Here is a 16,825-nt window from a genome sequence, read left to right as displayed (position 1 = left end):
CACCGGCAGTCGCGGCGAAGTTTGGGCCGTCTCGCGGCGTTTCTGCGGCCAGGCCGTCATTCGATGGGCGCAGCATTGCAACCACCTACGCCGGTCCCCACTTGTTGTGCATCATGACTTGCGCCAGGGAGTGGGCAAATGCCGAACCAGCAGGACCAGCAGGCGATCGATGGCCTGTTCGACCGGATCGAAGACGTGGCGCGCAACAGCCAGCCGCGCGACCGGGACGCCGAAGGGCTCATTCAGCAGCGGCTGCGCGAATTTCCGCCTGCCCCCTACTACATGGCCCAGACCATTCTGATTCAGGAAGAGGCCCTGCGCCAGGCCCAGGAGCGCATCGAGCAGCTCGAGGCCAGCCAGCGGCCCTCAGGCGGCTTTCTGGGCGGCCTGTTTGGAGGCGACGAACCACCGGCCCCGCGGCGTCCCGCTCGAAGGGGACCCTGGGATCGGGGGCCGCAGGACGAGTATGATGGTCGTCGTGGCCAAGGCGGCGGCTTCCTGGCCGGCGCGGCGCAGACCGCGATGGGCGTAGCCGGCGGCGTGCTGCTGGGCAGCGCCATCGCCGGGATGCTGACCGGGGGCGCCCATGCCCACGAGCACAATGCCGACAATTCTGCCGATCAGTCATCCGACCAGGACCAGGATTTCGATGCCGGCGGCGACGATTTCGGCGGCGGCGACTTCGACATCGGCGGCGATTTCTAAACCGCACCTGAACGGGCACCCCAGCGCCCGTTCAGCCCAATTCAGCCATACCCGGGCATATCGCAACGCCACTGAGGGTCATGGCCATGCTCACCATTCGTCAACGCCGCGCATTGCTGCGCAATTCGCTGGTCTTTGCTGGGTTCGCCACTGTGGCGGTGTTGCTGGGTGTACCTGCCCGGGCGTTCGAAGTGCAGCACTTCCAAGCCAATGACGAGGGCCAGGTAGTGTTCGTCATGCCTTCAGGCAATATCGGCTGCGTCTATACGCCCGAAGGTGGCACCTCCGTCTATCAGACCTGGGATGGGCTGGCCGAGATCCAGTGCGACCGAGTCGAGGCGAACTATGTTCGCGCAATTCTCGGCGGGCAGGACGATGGTTACCTGGTCGAGGATGTCGGCGATGCGTCCTGCTGCTCGCTCACCCAGAAATTCCAGTATGACCACGTGGTCACGCTCGGGCCATTCCAGTGCCTCTCCGAACGGCGGGGGCTGACCTGCGCCCGGCAGGACGGCCATGGCTTCTTCCTGAGCCGCGCCCTCGTCCAGGCGAAATGACAAGCTAGAACGTACCGGGCGTCCGCTTCTCGTAGAATTCGTTGCCGCCCGCTTCGAGCACGTAATACATGTTGTTATAGGGAAAGCGCAGGCCCGCCGTATGGAAATGCTGCGCATTCTGCACGCCCGGATGCCGTGCGCCGCGCAACACCTGGTCGGCGACCTGCGACGCCAGCACGGCCCCGCTGTCAGTCATCTTGCGCGTGAGCACGCCTTGGGCGAACTGGTTCTTCTGGCCCACCACGCCGCAGACGGTCTTGGGGTAGCGCGGGTCCTTGAGGCGGTTCATCACCACCGTGCCCACCGCCAGCATGCCCTCCGAACTGGATCTGTTGGATTCGAAATACATGGCGCGCATCATGCATTCCTTCTCGGAAAGCTGCGCCATGCCGAAATTGAGGCCGAGAAAGCTGCAGCCACCCAGACTGGTGGCTGCTACGGCAAGGGCGGCGAAGCGCAGGACGGCTTTGGTGAGAGCCATGAGGCAGCTCCGGTCTGTTGCAATTGTGCAAGTCAGACCGAAAATGCCGCAACAGACTTAAGGAAAGTCTGACCCGGACGGTTAACGAAACGGCAATGCTAGTCGCGCCTGAAAATGAGCGCCGAGAGCAGGGCAATGGTGCCCAGGACAACGAGGGTCGGCACCGGGTTTTCCTGGATCGCCTTTCCGGCAACGCCCGCTTGGCGGTTGACCTGACGTGCCACCAGCGCGCTGCCCTGGCGCACTTCCTTGGCCAGCGCGACGGCATTGTGCTGCAGATCGCTTAGCGACTGGCCACCATATTCAGCCACGGCCTCCGATATTGCCGCAATGTCCCTGCGGAGCGCTGCGATCTGGTCCGTCAGCGCGTCCGTCACGCTATCGCTTGCTTCCTCGACGGATTTGAGGGCACGTTTTGCTGATGTGGCCATGGTGTGACGCTCCTTGTTTGGCGGTGCTGGCTCAACTCGCCTTGCGCCGGGAAGTTCCGAGCCCGTGCACTTCCGACGTGCTTTCCAAGTCCGTTCCCGCAGAAATGTGACCGCTCCGACCTTGGAAAGACCTCAGTCGGACCCCAGATGCAGTTTACCTGCCAGAGAAGGGGACACATATGGCAACCAAGAGCCACGCCCGCCTGAACCGACAGTTCGACCGCCTGCAGCGCCGCATTCCAGGTGTTGCCGCCCGCATGCTGGAGCGCATTCGCCGCCCCGAAGCCCGCTGGGTCCGCATTCCGCTTGGCTTCCTGCTGATCCTGGGGGGCATTTTCAGCTTCCTGCCCGTCCTGGGCATCTGGATGCTGCCGCTTGGCCTTTTGCTGCTGGCCCTTGACCTTGTCTTCCTGCAGGGTCCCGTCAATTCGGGGATTGTCCGCGGTACGCGCAAGTGGAGCACCTGGAGCCGCGCCCGCCGCGACAAGAAGGCCGGCACCCGCTAGACGCTGGCCTCGATCAGGTCGATGGCCGCCGCCAGCTTCTGGTCGATGACATGGAGGTACTGCGTCCAGTCGCCGATATGGGCAAGTTCGGCGGCGCCGTCGGAAATGCCGCGCAGGGCCGGCAGGGGAACGCCAAAGCTCTGGCATGCCCGCAGCACCGCGTAGGTCTCCATATCGACCATGTCGGCCACTATCGCATCATAGGCGGCGCCGGAAACGATATCCGCGCCGGTTGAAAGCGTCGCAGTGGGCAGCCCGGGAAATACAGTCAGCGGCAGCACCGGCGGAAGGTCGAGGAACGGGGTCTGGCCCTTCGGGAATCCCAGCGGCGACGCATCCATGTCGCGATAGGAAACGCTGCTTGCCTGGTATAGCCCGCATTGCTCGAGCTTACGTGAACCGGCCGAGCCCAGAGACACGACCAACTTGGGGAGCGAACCGCCGTGCTGCGCCTCGTACAGTGCGCGCGTCACGGCGATCGCCGCCTCCACCGGCCCAACGCCGGTCATCAGCGGCGTGATACGGGCGCGCAAGTGCGGTCCATACTCCGCCTGGGCAGCCATCACATAGAGAATGGTCATGGTCCGCAGGCTAGCATGGCGGCGCCAGTTTCCAAGCGCCGCGTTACCAGTTCGGTAAGGGCCCTGTGACAGTCTGATGACGTGAGGCAGCGCCAGAAGGCATGCTGCAAGGCATCAGGGGACCAAAGTGCGTTTCGCCGTGATTGAGGGTAGCAGGGAATGGACCGAGCCAGGACGGCATGGGTCTGGAACTGCAGCGGGCTCGGTGTTTGTCGAGGATGTGGAAGCAGAAGCCCGGCGCCGCCTGCGGGCCTGCCGCATCGACGAGTGGCGAACCCGCGAATTCATCACCGGGCGTCCCATGCCCGACGACATCAGGCACTTCGCCATGCAGGTGGAATTCGCCGCCAAGGCGATTTCTCGCCTGTCACCCATCCCGCAGGACTTCGACAGTGATGTCTATTGGCCCCACCTGATGGGCCATTGAACCGGCGCCCGAGGCGCCGGTTTCACCCCTATGCGGCCTTCTTGACGCGCGAAGCCCGTTTGCGCGGCGGCTTGATGGTCTTGGCTGCTTCGGCGGCAAGCTCGGCCATGGCCCTGAACCAATACTGCTGATCCTGCCCATGCGGACGGCCATCCGCCTCCCACAATTCGTAGGCACGGCGTCTCACCTGGTCTTCCATTGGTAACCTCACGCTGACTATTTCACCAGCATGCCCTGGCATGGTTTCCACCAGATGAATTTTAGGGAATGGGTCGGATTGCCTTGCGTGTGAACGTCGTTCCGGTGATCGGCAGGCCGCGTGGGCCCGCTATCTCCGTAACGGTGACTGCTGACAAAGTCTGTCCGCTTGTGCCGATACGGGTTGTATAATCCCCCCGTGCCAATAGCTTGGCGTGCGGACGAGCCTGAGGCGAAAGAATGTTCAAGCCATTTCATCAAATCCTGGCCAACAACCTGGTGGCCAACATCACCAATTTCACGGTGTGGTTTGCGCTGACCTTTTGGGTCTATCTCGAGACAAAATCGGTTTTTGCTACGGGCATGATTGCCGGCGTGTACCTTATTTTCACCGCCGCCTTCGGCATCTGGCTTGGCAGCCTGGTGGACCACAATGCCAAGAAGCTTGTGATGATGGGCTCGAGCGTAGTCTCGGCGATCTTCTATACCGTATCGCTCGCCATGGTCCTCTTCGAACCCGAAGGGGCGTTCACCAATCCCTATGGCTGGTATCTCTGGGCCTTCGTCCTGCTGATCATGCTGGGCGTCATTGCCGGCAATATCCGCTCGATTGCCCTGCCGACGCTGGTCACCATCCTCATCCCCGAAGATGAGCGCGACAAGGCCAATGGCCTGGTCGGCATGGTCGGCGGCATCGGTTTCCTGACCACCTCGGTGATATCGGGCTTTCTTGTCGCCTGGGGCGGTATGCTGGCGACCATGGTGCTGGCGCTCGTGCTGACGCTGCTGGCCTTCGCGCACTTGCATTTCGTCCATATCGACGAGGGCCGACCGGTTCCGGCTGAAGGCGAAACCGGCGAACCCAAGCGCGTCGATCTCAAGGGCACCATTGCAGTTATTGCCGCTGTGCCGGGCCTGTTCGCGCTGATCTTCTTTGCCACCTTCAACAATTTCCTGGGCGGCATCTTCATGGCGCTGCTCGATGCCTATGGTCTGTCGCTGGTTTCGGTGCAGGTCTGGGGCTTGCTGTTCGGCGGCCTGTCCTGTGCCTTCATTGTCAGCGGCATCGTGATCAGCAAGACGGGCCTGGGCAAGAACCCGCTGCGGACCCTCCTGCTGGTCAATCTCATCACCTGGACCGCCTGCTGCTTCTTCACCATCCAGCCCTCCATCTGGCTGCTGGCCGGTGGCTGCCTGGTCTGGATGTTCCTCGGCCCGTTCGCGGAAGCGGCCGAGCACACCACCCTGCAAAAGGTGGTACCGCTCGAGCGACAGGGCCGGGTCTTCGGCTTTGCCCAATCGGTCGAGCAGTCGGCTTCGCCGCTGACCGCCTTCCTGATCGGGCCGCTGACCCAGTTCGTCGTCATCCCCTTCATGACCGATGGCGCCGGAGCCGATGCGATTGGCTCGTGGTTCGGTACGGGACCTGATCGCGGCATCGCACTGGTCTTCACCATTGCCGGGATTGTCGGCGTGATCGTGACGCTGATCGCGTTGAACTCGCCGCAATATCGCCAGCTCTCCCGCGCTTATGCCAACGCGCCCGATGACGACGACACCGGTGGCGGTGCCGCCGTCGCCAGTCCCGCCTAGGCGGGTTGCAGTTGGCCGGCCTGCGGCACCGATGGCCGCGGGAAGGTCAGCGCAACCAGGGCTGCTCCAAGGCCGATGGCGGCTGAGCTCACATAGAGCCAGTGGTAGTCGCCGAACGTGTCGAATATCCAGCCCCCGCCGATCGGACCGATCGCCATCCCGATGCTCGAGAGCATGGTGATGCCGCCAAGCACCGTGCCCATCACCTGTGGCGGGAAATAGTCGCGGGCAAGCACGGCATAAAGCGGCATGACGCCGCCATAGGCCAGGCCCAGGACGCTTGCCAGCATGTAGAACTGGGAGATCTCGGTGAGATAGATATACGTGTAGATGCCTGCAGCCTGCAGCACCAATCCCCCTACGATGACGCGCTTGACGCCGAAGCGGTCGCCCATGAAACCAAACAGCAGCCGCCCAACCAGCCCGGCCAGTCCCTCCACGCTATAGATGCTGGCGGCCGCCAGCGAAGTCGCGCCGCACAGCATGGCATAGCTGACCGTGTGAAAGATCGGCCCCGAATGCGCGGCGCAGCACAGGCAGAATACCGCGGCGAGGACGATGAACTGGGGCGAGCGCAAGGTCGTCGACAGCGCCGAGCGCGGGGCGGGTCCGCCGGCGGAAACCGCTGCCTGGGGCGCCGGTTGTGCGCTGAGGGCCGCGGGTGCCCGGCGGATCAGGAACGTGGCGGGGACCAGGATGGCCCAGACCGCGATGGCCACCATCAGCATGGCGCTGCGCCAGCCATAGGTGGAGATCAAAACGCTCGCCAGCGGCGTCACCACCATGGGCGCAACGCCGCCGCCGATCGACACCAGCGAGACTGCAAGGCTGCGATGCTTGTCGAACCAGGCCAAGGTCGTCGCCATGATGGGGGCGAAGAACGCGCCGACCGACGCACCGCAGAGGCCGCCATAGGCAATCTGGAACAACAGCAGGTTCGGCGCCCGGCTGGCGACGAACAGCCCGACCCCCAGCATGATCGAACCGATCAGCACGACCGGTCGTGGCCCGATGCGATCGGTGACCGTGCCCCAGCCGAAGCCGGCGACGCCCATGACGATGAAGGCGAAGGTCATGGCCAGTGAAATGCCGGCACGGCTCCATCCCGTTTCGTCGGCCATCGGCTGCAGATAGACGGGTAGGGCAAACATTGCCCCCATTGCCACGCAGGTGATCAGCGCCCCCGCCGCCACGATGACCCAGCCATACCGGTTTTCCATTTGCCCCGCTCCTCGATGCGTTTTGCTCACAATAGACGAATGGTGGCTGGGCAAGTCGACAATGCGCGAGTAACATTTTTGGCGCGATCAGCTTCAGGCCTTTCCCTGCATGTGCAACGACTACGAACAGCATGTGAGCCAGGCAGCCTATGCCAAGGCCATCGCGGCGCTGGAGCTGGCAAGCACGGGCGAAGACGCGGCGCTTCTGCCCGCCGATGATATCCGCATCGGCGATAGCGGCCCGGTGCTGCGCGCCAAGGGCAATGGCGTCGAGCTGGTGACCATGCGCTTCGGCTTTCCGCCGCCGCGGCCCAAGGCCGGCCCGATATTCAACTTCAAGTCCGACGGCCGCAGCTTCGCCGACAGCCGCCGCTGCGTCATCGTGCTGTCCGGCTTCTTCGAATTCACCGGGACCAAATATCCCAAAACCAAGCACCGCTTCGTGCTCCGGGATTCGCCTGTCATGGGGATAGCGGGGCTGTGGAGCGAGGACGGGGAGGGGGCCCTGAGCTTCACCATGCTGACCACGGCGCCGGGTCCCGATATTGCCCCGATCCATGACCGGCAGGTCTGCGTGCTGCATCCGGACGACTGGGCGGCCTGGCTGTTCCTGACCCGGCCGGAAGCCGAACTGCTCCGGCCCCTCCCGGCGGGTACTCTGGTGGTCGAAGTCGTCCGCGAGGGCAGCGACTAGCGCGACGCGCCATCATGGCATGAGCGCTGCGGCCGGGTACAAGTCCCGCCGCGGTCACGTTCGCGTTTCGCGCGTTGCAGCCGCGAGGCCATTCGCCTATCTGGGCCACATGAGCAAGAAGAAAGACCCCGGTGAGCCCACGATCAGCCAGACCTGGCCGCTGCCGGCGGCCGCGACGCTGGGCTCGTCGGTGCGCGCCAGGGGCATCCTGCTCGAAATCCGCGCCCGCATGCCGCTGGCGCAGCGCCGGGCGCTGGACCTGAGGGCCGGCCTACTGACGCTGACCATGCCCGAAAGCGACGCCGCGGCCTTTGCCGGTGCGGCAAGCCTGGTGACCAAGGCGCTCGAAGGCATCGAGACGCTGCCGGTCATCCCGCGCGAGATCGAGGACATCCTTTCCATCAAGACCTCCGAGCGCCATCGCTGGCTTAAGGATGGGCGGCTGCCCAGCGCCGGCACGCGGACGGTGAAGCTGCGCGGCCGGGCCCGCAAGATCACCTTCCATGTATTCGATCCGCTGCTGGTGGAAGACCTGCTCGATAGCGGCCGGATCGTCGACTGGCGCGAGCAGGATGCCGAGACTGCCCCCGAAAACCGGCGCCGCGCCGCCTGGACCCGCAGGCTGGCCCGGGCCGCGCAGGCGCCCAGGCAGGCCGGCGGCGAGGAGGTCGAACTGGTCGGCTGGGCCGCCTTTGCGCGGGAAAATCTTCTCGGCTGACCGGCCGCCCCTTCCGTCAGCGGCAATGGGCGAGGATGGTGTCGACGACCTCGGCCAGCGGCCGTGTGGCGTCGATCCGGATGCCCTCCCTGGGCTGGTTGCGGCCGCTTTCATGCAGCGCCATCACCATGGCCCGCTCGTCCGGCTCGGAGCCCCATTCGTTGACGCGCAGGTCCATGCGGCGCTCCAGCGTGGCCCGATCCAGCTGGAGCAGGAACACGCCATCGAGGCGGTGGATGAACTTGTGCCAGTTGCGCGAGCCGCCGCAGAAAAAGGTCATTTCATGGGTCGGATCGGCCAGGATGGCCAGCACCTTGCCCAGGTCCCAGATATGATGGTCGTTGAGGAAATCAAGGTCGCCCGGCGGCGGCGTGACCCGCTCGCCGGTTTCCGGATCGCCTTGGTAGGCGAGGACGCGATCGCCATGCACGGCATGGTAGCCGCGCCGTTCAAGCTCGGTGGCAATGGTGGTCTTGCCCGCGCCCGAACTGCCCTCGATAAGGTAGTTCCTGCGGCCCATGCGGCTTCATTCCCCCAGCTTGATCTGGGCGCGCTATAGCGGCTGCCGACGGGCGTGCCAAGACGCCGCCCGGCCCGGTGCGAGCCATTCAGCTCTTATCGGCCCGGACAGCATAGCGTTCGTCGGTGACCGCTTCGTCCCAGAGCCGGGGATCGGCGGCGATGTCTTCAGTGTGGATGACGGTGAGATTGGGTGGCAGAGCATCGAGAACGGCGGATTGCCGGAGGCCGGCGCCGGTATGCCAGAAGCCCTCGATCAGCACCAGGCTGCCGCCGGGGCGGAGCAGGGTGGTCCAGCGCTCGAGCACCGCGCTTGTGGGGACATCGGGGATGGCCCAGAGGATGTGGCGGCCCAGGACGATGTCGAAGCTTTCGGCAGCAAACTGCGGATCGGCGGCATCGCCGACGGCGAATTGGATGTCGAACCCGCCCGCCGCAGCCTTGGCGCGAGCCCGCTCGACCATGGCAGGGGCAAAGTCCACGCCGCTGACCGCGTAGCCGGCCTCGGCCAGCAGCAGGCTGAGGCTACCCGTGCCGCAACCGATATCGAGCACACGGCCACCTGACGGCAGCAGGCGGCGGAGGAGTTCGCCCCAGCGGGCCCGCAGTGCCGGATCGCGCAGGCCATGATCGGCCGCATCGTCAAAGGTGGTGGCTTCGGAGTTCCAGAAGGCGCGGGTGTTCATGCGATGTCCGTGCTGCTGCGCTGCGGCTGCTTGTAGCATGCCAGTGGCCCAGGGCGAGTCTCGGCGGTAGCGGCTCAGCTGTCGTTGCGGACCACGTGGAGGTTGAACCAGACATGGCCGAGTTTTTCGTTGAGGCGGATCCACATCGGCGCCAGGGATTCCATGGCGCGGCAGGCGGTGAGATCGCCCAGGTCGATGATATCCAGCCAGCCAAAGCTTTCGAGCAGGTTTTTGACCTCGGCGCGGGCGGCGGCATCGTCGGCGGCGAGGAAGATGCTGTGGTTGCCGTCGAGCTTTTCGGGATGGCCCATCAGCTGGGCGCTGGGGAAGTTCATGGCCTTGACCACGCGCGTGCGGGGCAAAGCGCGCTGCAGGCTTTCGCCCAAAGTCTCCACGATCGGGCTGTCGATGGCGGAGCGCCAGTTGCCGATATCGACCAGGAGCCTGCCGGCCTGGTCGAGCGGCACCAGCGTCGCCATCGCGTCCTCGCCATGGAGGGCATTGACGATCCAGTCGCCATGCGCGGCGGCATCGACATGGCTGAGAACGGGGATGCCGTCGCGGTCGCCGCCGGGATGGCGCGAGCCGAAGACCACGTCGTGACCGAGGGAGTTGAGCTTGCTGGCGACGGCGGAGCCGACTTCACCAGTGCCGAATACGGAGATGTTCATGGGGCGGGCCTCTTGCGGAAACGTGGGTTCTAACGCGCGCCCGCCGTCGAGGATGCAGCGGCGTGCCGATGCGCCGCCCGGGCTTTCGCCTCGCGGTTACACGGCATGAAGCGGCTTTCGCCCCGGACGGCTTGCGCCGCCTGATTGAGTTATTGAAGAGGCGAAAGCCGCTTCACACGACTGGGGTTTTGGGCAGGTTCGGGCCAGGTACGCTGTGTCGCAAGCGCAGCTGCCGGGTTTCCCCTGCCTGGACCAGGCGACCCCGATCCACCCATCTCCCCGCCCGGCGCTTCGTCGGCACCGCGTGAGCGGCGGGAATGAGCGCATCATGGCACGGGAAATCGAGGCGGGGATAAGTTCTCTCGTTTCAGCGCGGCATCGATGACGGCGCGGAGGAATCGAGCTCGGGATAGCGCTCCTCGAAGCGCAGGGCGGCGATGGTCAGTTCATCGACCACCAGCGCCAGGTCGAGGGCCGAGAGCGGCTGCGCGGGGAGGGACGGCAGGCGGCCGAAATCGCGCTCGCGGGAAAAGATGGCATTGGCCGCCGCGATCACGGCGTTGCAGCGGGCCACGGTGGCCGGGCCGACGGGACCCGCGGCCTTGCTGCGCGTGACTTTCATCAAGGCCGCCAGCGGCTTGGCGAGGCGACGATAGGCGCGGATAGTGCGGGTGCTGAGCGGCGCAGGCATGGTGGTCCCCTTGGGTTGACCGCCGAGTGTAGCCGCGGAGCGGACGGCGGGGACAAGTCAGCTCTCGTCCCTACGCAGAATGTTGCAATTGGGACCTATTTGCAAACGAACGGGCGTGGGAATGGTGGACGGGAGGGGGAGGGGTCAGAGAGGAGCGGCAAGGTCGAGCGGCACCAGCGTCGCCATCGCGTCTTCGCCACTGATAGCATTGACGATCAAGCCGCCATGCGCGGCGGCATCGGCGTGGGTGAGGACGGGAATGCCGTCGCGGTCGCTGCCGGGATGGCGCGAGCCGAAGACGGTGTCGTGGCCGAGGGATTTGAGTTTTGTGGCGACGGCGGAGCCGACTTCACCGGTGCCGAATACGGAGATGTTCATGGGGGCGACACTTATCGAATGCTCCGACAGGAGGCTGTGTACGCAAACTAGGCGCGGCGTGACGGTTCGAAGCGGACTTCACAGCGAAGGCGCCGCTCAGCACCGCCTGATGCTACTGCCCGGATCCATGAGTCATGATTGTAGCGACTCGTATCCACGCTTGAAATGCGATTTTTGCGATCATTAGAATTGTGGAGCCTGCAATGAGAGTTATGCTTACATATGGTAGGGTGTTTACTCTGCATGCCCCGCCGTCGAAAACGAAGCTTCCCGTAGTACTGTTCTGCAGGTTCACGATTTCGGCTGTAAATTTTAGGTCAATAATTGATGGTATACATGTCATCTCAAAAAGCAGGGCGAATGGCGCTGTGAATACGATCCCTCTTAGTACCATCGAAAACGCTTGATCTTCGTCAAGGGTTCGAAAAATCAAAAAAATCGCGAGTATCCCCACGGCAGTAAATATGCCGATATTTACTGTCAGTATTATTCTGGCAGGCGACATTTCTTCCAAGAATGCCACGGCAGTCGGGGGTAGAAAAAAATACACGAAAGCCGATACGAGTATCGAAGCAACGAAGGTCCATATAGCAATGTATAGTGAACCGGTAGCGACGCCCAATCTATCGGTACTTTCTTATTTCGCGTAGCATCATTTTGATTTGAGCTTTATCCTGCTCTGTCAGGTCTGAGTTCAAGACGCGCTCTACTTTCCGATTGATGAGGCGCATCCCCACCGCGATGGCCGCGAAGGCCAGGGAGGCCGAGATGACATCCCATCGAACAGTTGCATCTTTGCTAGACATGTAAAGGGCGCAACCGGTCGAAAATATAGCCATCCCGGTGAGCAACCAAGAGAAATTAGTAATCACCCTCGGAAACGTATTCAAGTACTGCCTAGGTGTGACGCTAGTTCCAAGCATTTCAATAGGAATGTCTGCTCGGTCAACATCTTTTCGTGGGCGACCGAAGTCAATTTTGGCACGTAATGTTGTAGGTGTTACGCCAACTATCGCGTCCACGCGGGAAACATCCACATTTACATTGTCCCAAAATAGATCGACACGTGCAGGCTGGGTGGGCCTATCATAAAACTCTTGGTTTCTTCGGGCAGCGTAATTCATTTTTCTTCTTCGGTTAGGATAGCTGAGAGTATTCCGCTTTTAGCCAGTCCCTCCTCCAAGTTTCGAGCCTTTTGCTTCACCAAGCCTATAGCGTTTTCCAAGCGCTCGAGATCATCCAAATCACAAGCAAGAGACAAAAATTTGGCCTCCCCTCCTCGCGAATAGTCTATCCTCATCAGGAAAAACGAAGTCATTCCGACCAAAGAGCTTTTTTCATTGTAGCCAGCAAATATAGCTCGCGAGTCTATCTCAAGATCAATGTTTGTCAGGCCAGTGTACTGATCTCGCGCCAGGCGTGCAGAGTCGTTTACGACCTTCACTTGCTCATGGTTAGCAAATTCGGCAATGAAACTCTTTTTTTCTGTAAGTGATCGTGCGCAGTCCTCGTCTGTGATGGATCCGATGACGTCATCCATTATGTCAGAGACTGAGGCGAAATACCGACCTGCGATCGTCCTGAGCAAAAGGATAGCGTCAAGGATCGTTTCGAGCTCAGTTGCTGCGGCGCCGGATTTTTGCAACGAGTTTCGAAGCGTTCCACGCGTTAGGGTGGTGAGGCCAGCTTCATCGAGTGCCCCCGTCGCGGATATCCATGCGTCCGTGGTGACAGCCGCCAACGTCCGAAAGCCGTTCAACTGGGCGCTGCTGAAGCGGAACTGTCTGGCCATTTGGAATCCCCCGACACCACCCTAGAATACTTCTCGCCATCTTAACAATCCTTTGGTGTTCGTGGACAATTTGGTCTTGTGCTGACGATGGCGAGATAGGCGGTTGGAGTGACACAAAAAAGGCCCAACCTTAAAGGTTGGGCCTTTTTAGCAACGCTCAAGAGAGTGGGGGGTGGCGACGATGCCCCGCGTCTCAACTACAACCAGTCGTCGTCCCGCAGGTATCGCACTTCAGGCACGTGCCGTTCCGCACCATGGTGAAGTTGTGGCACTCGGTGCACTGGTCGCCCGTATAGCCCTTCATCTGGGCCTCGGCCCGCAGCAGGCCCGCGTCCTTTTGGGTCGGCGGGTTCGGGATGGGGTTCAGTTCGGCCGGGGCAAAAGCTGCCGGGGCGAGCTGGGTGTCCTGCTTGAGGGCCGTTGCGGAGCGCAGGGCCGTCACGGTTGAGGTCTGCATGGCCTGGGTCGGCGTGAACTGATTGTCGCCCGAGACGATCATCAGGTTCTTGTTGGCCACGCGGCCGCGGGTCATGCCGCGGGAGACAAAGCGCTCGGCGGGCACCGGGGCAGGGGCGGTCGCGGCGGGGCCGCGCGCACCCTTCTCCTCGGCAACGCCCTTGCCGAGCGAAGTCGGGCTATCGGGATTGACGTGGGCCAGGTCGTCCCGATCGAGATAGGAGACGGCCAGTTCGCGGAACACGTAGTCGAGGATCGAGGTCGCCGACTTGATCCGATCATTGCCCATGACCATGCCGGCCGGCTCGAAGCGGGTGAAGGTGAAGGCCTCCACATATTCGTCCAGCGGCACGCCATATTGCAGGCCCAGCGAAATGGCGATGGCGAAGTTGTTCATCATGGCGCGGAAGGCGGCGCCTTCCTTGTGCATGTCGATGAAGATCTCGCCGAGGCGGCCATCGTCATATTCACCGGTGCGGACATAGACCTTGTGGCCGCCCACGACGGCCTTCTGGGTATAACCCTTGCGGCGATCGGGCATCTTTTCGCGCGAGCGGACTTCGACTTCGCGCTCGATGATGCGCTCGACGATCTTTTCGGCGATGACCGGCACGCGGGCGGCGGCGTTCATCGAGACCAGATCTTCGACGGCGTCTTCCTCGTCATCCTCGTCGGCGGCTGCCAGGACCGAGGAATTCAGCGGCTGGCTGAGCTTGGAGCCGTCGCGATAGAGCGCATTGGCCTTGAGGGCCAGGCGCCAGCTCAGCATGTAGGCTTCCTTGGCCTCTTCGACGGTGGCGTCGTTGGGCATGTTGATGGTCTTGGAGATGGCGCCCGAGATGAAGGGCTGGGCGGCAGCCATCATCAGGATGTGCGACTCGACCGAGAGGTAGCGCTTGCCGATCTTGCCGCAAGGCGTGGCGCAATCGAAGACCGGCAGATGCTCGGCCTTGAGGTGCGGGGCACCCTCGAGCGTCATGGCGCCGACGACGTGGAGATTGGCGGCCTCGATGTCCTTCTTCGAGAAGCCCAGGAAGGGCAGCAGCTCGAAGGAGAAGTCGTTCATCTGCTCGTCGGTGACGCCGAGCGACTTGAGGAAATCGACGCCCAAGGTCCACTGGTTGAAGACGAACTTGATGTCGAAGGCCGAGACCAGGGCCTTGTTCAGCGCCTCGATCTTGTCATCGGTGAAGCCCTTGGCGCGGAGCGTCGACGGGTTCACGCCCGGCGCCTGGTTGAGGTTGCCATGGCCGACCGCATAGGCCTCCATCTCGGCGATCTGGGATTCCGAATAGCCGAGGGTGCGCAGGGCCGGGGGCACGGCGCGGTTGATGATCTTGAAGTAGCCTCCGCCTGCCAGCTTCTTGAACTTCACCAAGGCGAAATCGGGCTCGATGCCGGTGGTGTCGCAATCCATGACCAGGCCGATCGTGCCGGTCGGGGCGATCACCGAGACCTGGGCATTGCGGTAGCCATGCTTCTCGCCCAGCGCCAGGGCATTGTCCCAGGCGGCCTTGGCGCGCTCGGATAGAGCAGCGTCCTTGATGTTGCCGTGGTCGAGCGGGACCGGATTGATGCTGAGGGCTTCGTAGCCGGTGGCATTGCCATGGGCGGCGTTGCGGTGGTTGCGGATGACGCGCAGCATGTGCTTGGCGTTGCGCTTGTAGTCCTTGAAGGCGCCGAGCTCCTTGGCCATTTCGGCCGAGGTGGCGTAGGAAACGCCGGTCATGATGGCCGTGACGGCGCCGGCAATGGCGCGGCCTTCGGCGGAGTCATAGGGGATGCCCGAGGTCATCAGCAGGCCGCCGATATTGGCGTAGCCGATGCCCAGCGTGCGGTATTCGAACGAGCGTTCGGCAATGGCGCGCGAGGGGAACTGGGCCATCATCACCGAGATTTCGAGCACGATGGTCCAGAGGCGGACGGTGTGCTCGTAGGCGGCGGTGTCGAAAGTGCCGTCCTGGTTACGGTAGGGCAGCAAGTTCACCGAGGCCAGGTTGCAGGCGGTGTCGTCGAGGAACATGTATTCCGAGCACGGGTTCGATGCATTGATCGGACCGGCTTCCGGGCTGGTGTGCCACTCGTTGATGGTGGTGTGATACTGGATACCAGGGTCGGCCGAGGCCCAGGCGGCATAGCCGACCTGTTCCCACAGATCGCGGGCCTTGAGGGTCTTGGTGACCTTGCCGGACTGGCGGGCCTTGAGCTGCCAGTCGCCATCGCCTTCGACGGCGCGCAGGAAGTCATCGGTGACGCGGACGGAATTGTTGGAATTCTGGCCGGAAACGGTGAGGTAGGCTTCGCTGTCCCAATCGGTGTCGTAGACCGGGAATTCGATATCGGTATAGCCCTGCTTGGCGAACTGGATGACGCGGAAGATGTAGTTTTCCGGCACCAGCGCCTTCTTGGCGGCGCGGACTTCGCGCTTGAGGGCGGGGTTCTTGGCCACGTCGAAGCAGTCGTCGCCCGAACCTTCGCAGTTCACGGCGGCCTTCATGATGGCCTTGAGATGCTTGCTGACGACCTTGGAGCCGGTCACGAGGGCGGCGACCTTCTGCTCCTCCTTGACCTTCCAGTTGATGTATTCCTCGACGTCCGGGTGATCGATATCGAGCACGACCATCTTGGCGGCGCGGCGGGTGGTGCCGCCCGACTTGATGGCGCCGGCCGCGCGATCGCCGATCTTGAGGAAGCTCATCAGGCCGGACGACTTGCCGCCGCCCGAGAGCTTTTCGCCGGCGCCGCGCAGCGCCGAGAAATTGGTGCCGGTGCCCGAGCCGTACTTGAACAGGCGCGCCTCGCGGACCCAGAGGTCCATGATGCCGTTTTCGTTGACCAGGTCGTCATTGACCGACTGGATGAAGCAGGCATGCGGCTGCGGATGCTCGTAGCTCGACTTGGACGAAACGAGCTTGTGGGTGAAGGGGTCGACATAGAAGTGCCCCTGGCCGGGGCCATCGATGCCGTAGGCCCAGTGCAGGCCGGTGTTGAACCATTGCGGGCTATTGGGGGCAACGCGTTGCGTGGCGAGCATGAAGGCCAGTTCGTCGCGGAAGGCGAGGGCATCTTCCTCGGAGGCGAAATAGCCGCCCTTCCAGCCCCAATAGGTCCAAGTGCCGGCCAGGCGATCGAAGACCTGGCGGGAATCCATCTCCGAGCCATAACGCTCGGCTTCGGGCAGCTTGGCGAGCGCAGCTTCGTCGGGGACGGAGCGCCACAGCCAGGACGGCACGGAATTTTCTTCTACCTTCTTGAGGACCTTGGCGACGCCGGCCTTGCGGAAATACTTCTGCGCGATGATGTCGGCGGCGACCTGCGACCAGCCGGCGGGGATGGCGATATTCTCGAGCTTGAACACCACCGACCCATCGGGGTTACGAATCTCGCTCGTGGCCGAGCGGAATTCGATCGACGCGTAGCGATCCTGGTTGGCGGTCGTAAAGCGACGTTCAATGCGCATAGTCGTGTGTATTCCCCAATATGGCGGGCACAGCAGTACCCGCGAGCCGACGGACGGCTTC

At 62.9% G+C, this 16,825-nt stretch carries 20 protein-coding genes; 7 read left to right on the top strand and 13 right to left on the bottom strand.

Annotation, left to right across the window (positions count from 1 at the left end):
• Window positions 1–138 precede the first annotated feature (138 nt).
• Window positions 139–705: a DUF2076 domain-containing protein gene (locus tag JI749_RS12415; RefSeq protein WP_201654273.1), complete on the top strand. Its 567-nt coding sequence runs from the start codon at window positions 139–141 to the stop codon at window positions 703–705.
• Window positions 706–791: 86 nt separating this feature from the next.
• On the top strand, window positions 792–1,262 hold the full coding sequence (locus JI749_RS12410) for a hypothetical protein (protein WP_201654270.1): 471 nt from the start codon (window positions 792–794) through the stop codon (window positions 1,260–1,262).
• A gap of 4 nt (window positions 1,263–1,266) precedes the next feature.
• Here the strand turns inward: JI749_RS12410 and JI749_RS12405 are convergent, their stop codons facing one another.
• Window positions 1,267–1,743: a cell wall hydrolase gene (locus JI749_RS12405; RefSeq protein ID WP_201654267.1), complete on the bottom strand. Its 477-nt coding sequence runs from the start codon at window positions 1,741–1,743 to the stop codon at window positions 1,267–1,269.
• 98 nt (window positions 1,744–1,841) lie between these two features.
• Window positions 1,842–2,174, bottom strand: a complete 333-nt coding sequence (locus JI749_RS12400) for a hypothetical protein (RefSeq protein WP_201654264.1) — start codon at window positions 2,172–2,174, stop codon at window positions 1,842–1,844.
• Between the two features lie 179 nt (window positions 2,175–2,353).
• Between JI749_RS12400 and JI749_RS12395 the strand changes: the two genes are divergently transcribed.
• A complete protein-coding gene (locus JI749_RS12395; RefSeq protein ID WP_201654261.1) occupies window positions 2,354–2,680 on the top strand; it encodes a hypothetical protein in 327 nt (108 codons plus the stop codon).
• On the opposite strand, the gene JI749_RS12390 is transcribed toward JI749_RS12395, so the two are convergent.
• On the bottom strand, window positions 2,677–3,261 hold the full coding sequence (locus JI749_RS12390) for a 5'-methylthioadenosine/S-adenosylhomocysteine nucleosidase (RefSeq protein ID WP_201654258.1): 585 nt from the start codon (window positions 3,259–3,261) through the stop codon (window positions 2,677–2,679). The genes JI749_RS12395 and JI749_RS12390 overlap by 4 nt on opposite strands.
• A 127-nt stretch (window positions 3,262–3,388) precedes the next feature.
• Between JI749_RS12390 and JI749_RS12385 the strand changes: the two genes are divergently transcribed.
• The gene (locus tag JI749_RS12385) at window positions 3,389–3,688 is read left to right on the top strand and encodes a hypothetical protein (RefSeq protein ID WP_201654255.1); all 300 of its coding nucleotides are present in this window, start codon (window positions 3,389–3,391) and stop codon (window positions 3,686–3,688) included.
• Window positions 3,689–3,716: 28 nt separating this feature from the next.
• Here the strand turns inward: JI749_RS12385 and JI749_RS12380 are convergent, their stop codons facing one another.
• The gene (locus JI749_RS12380) at window positions 3,717–3,875 is read right to left on the bottom strand and encodes a DUF2934 domain-containing protein (protein WP_233280744.1); all 159 of its coding nucleotides are present in this window, start codon (window positions 3,873–3,875) and stop codon (window positions 3,717–3,719) included.
• Window positions 3,876–4,126: 251 nt separating this feature from the next.
• Here JI749_RS12380 and JI749_RS12375 point away from each other — a divergent pair, with 251 nt between their 5' ends.
• A complete protein-coding gene (locus tag JI749_RS12375; RefSeq protein WP_201654249.1) occupies window positions 4,127–5,479 on the top strand; it encodes an MFS transporter in 1,353 nt (450 codons plus the stop codon).
• Here the strand turns inward: JI749_RS12375 and JI749_RS12370 are convergent.
• Window positions 5,476–6,699, bottom strand: coding sequence for an MFS transporter (locus JI749_RS12370; RefSeq protein WP_201654246.1), 1,224 nt, complete (start codon window positions 6,697–6,699; stop codon window positions 5,476–5,478). The two genes, JI749_RS12375 and JI749_RS12370, sit on opposite strands and share 4 nt — an antisense overlap.
• Before the next feature lie 109 nt (window positions 6,700–6,808).
• On the opposite strand from JI749_RS12370, the gene JI749_RS12365 reads away from it, so the two are divergent.
• The gene (locus tag JI749_RS12365; protein WP_201654243.1) at window positions 6,809–7,393 is read left to right on the top strand and encodes an SOS response-associated peptidase; all 585 of its coding nucleotides are present in this window, start codon (window positions 6,809–6,811) and stop codon (window positions 7,391–7,393) included.
• Between the two features lie 109 nt (window positions 7,394–7,502).
• Window positions 7,503–8,111, top strand: coding sequence for a hypothetical protein (locus JI749_RS12360; protein WP_201662795.1), 609 nt, complete (start codon window positions 7,503–7,505; stop codon window positions 8,109–8,111).
• A 16-nt stretch (window positions 8,112–8,127) separates the two neighbouring features.
• On the opposite strand, the gene JI749_RS12355 is transcribed toward JI749_RS12360, so the two are convergent.
• From JI749_RS12355 to JI749_RS12320, 8 genes are all read right to left on the bottom strand, one after another.
• Entirely contained in the window at window positions 8,128–8,631 is a 504-nt protein-coding gene (locus JI749_RS12355) for a nucleoside kinase (protein WP_201654240.1), read from the bottom strand.
• A gap of 88 nt (window positions 8,632–8,719) precedes the next feature.
• Complete coding sequence (locus JI749_RS12350; protein ID WP_201654237.1) at window positions 8,720–9,316, bottom strand: class I SAM-dependent methyltransferase; 597 nt, start codon at window positions 9,314–9,316, stop codon at window positions 8,720–8,722.
• Between the two features lie 74 nt (window positions 9,317–9,390).
• A complete protein-coding gene (locus JI749_RS12345) occupies window positions 9,391–9,987 on the bottom strand; it encodes an NADPH-dependent F420 reductase (protein ID WP_201654234.1) in 597 nt (198 codons plus the stop codon).
• A gap of 367 nt (window positions 9,988–10,354) precedes the next feature.
• Entirely contained in the window at window positions 10,355–10,678 is a 324-nt protein-coding gene (locus tag JI749_RS12340) for a hypothetical protein (protein ID WP_201654232.1), read from the bottom strand.
• A gap of 144 nt (window positions 10,679–10,822) precedes the next feature.
• A complete protein-coding gene (locus JI749_RS12335) occupies window positions 10,823–11,056 on the bottom strand; it encodes an NAD(P)-binding domain-containing protein (protein WP_201654229.1) in 234 nt (77 codons plus the stop codon).
• 623 nt (window positions 11,057–11,679) lie between these two features.
• On the bottom strand, window positions 11,680–12,180 hold the full coding sequence (locus JI749_RS12330; RefSeq protein WP_201654225.1) for a hypothetical protein: 501 nt from the start codon (window positions 12,178–12,180) through the stop codon (window positions 11,680–11,682).
• Window positions 12,177–12,848: a hypothetical protein gene (locus tag JI749_RS12325; protein ID WP_201654222.1), complete on the bottom strand. Its 672-nt coding sequence runs from the start codon at window positions 12,846–12,848 to the stop codon at window positions 12,177–12,179. Before JI749_RS12325 ends, JI749_RS12330 begins: the two co-directional genes overlap by 4 nt.
• Before the next feature lie 193 nt (window positions 12,849–13,041).
• Window positions 13,042–16,764, bottom strand: a complete 3,723-nt coding sequence (locus tag JI749_RS12320; protein ID WP_201654220.1) for a vitamin B12-dependent ribonucleotide reductase — start codon at window positions 16,762–16,764, stop codon at window positions 13,042–13,044.
• Window positions 16,765–16,825 lie beyond the last annotated feature (61 nt).

This window comes from Devosia oryziradicis (genome assembly GCF_016698645.1).
Classification (GTDB): Bacteria; Pseudomonadota; Alphaproteobacteria; order Rhizobiales; family Devosiaceae; genus Devosia; species Devosia oryziradicis.
Note: the sequence above shows the minus strand (reverse complement) of the source record. Positions and strands in the feature narration are given on the sequence as shown.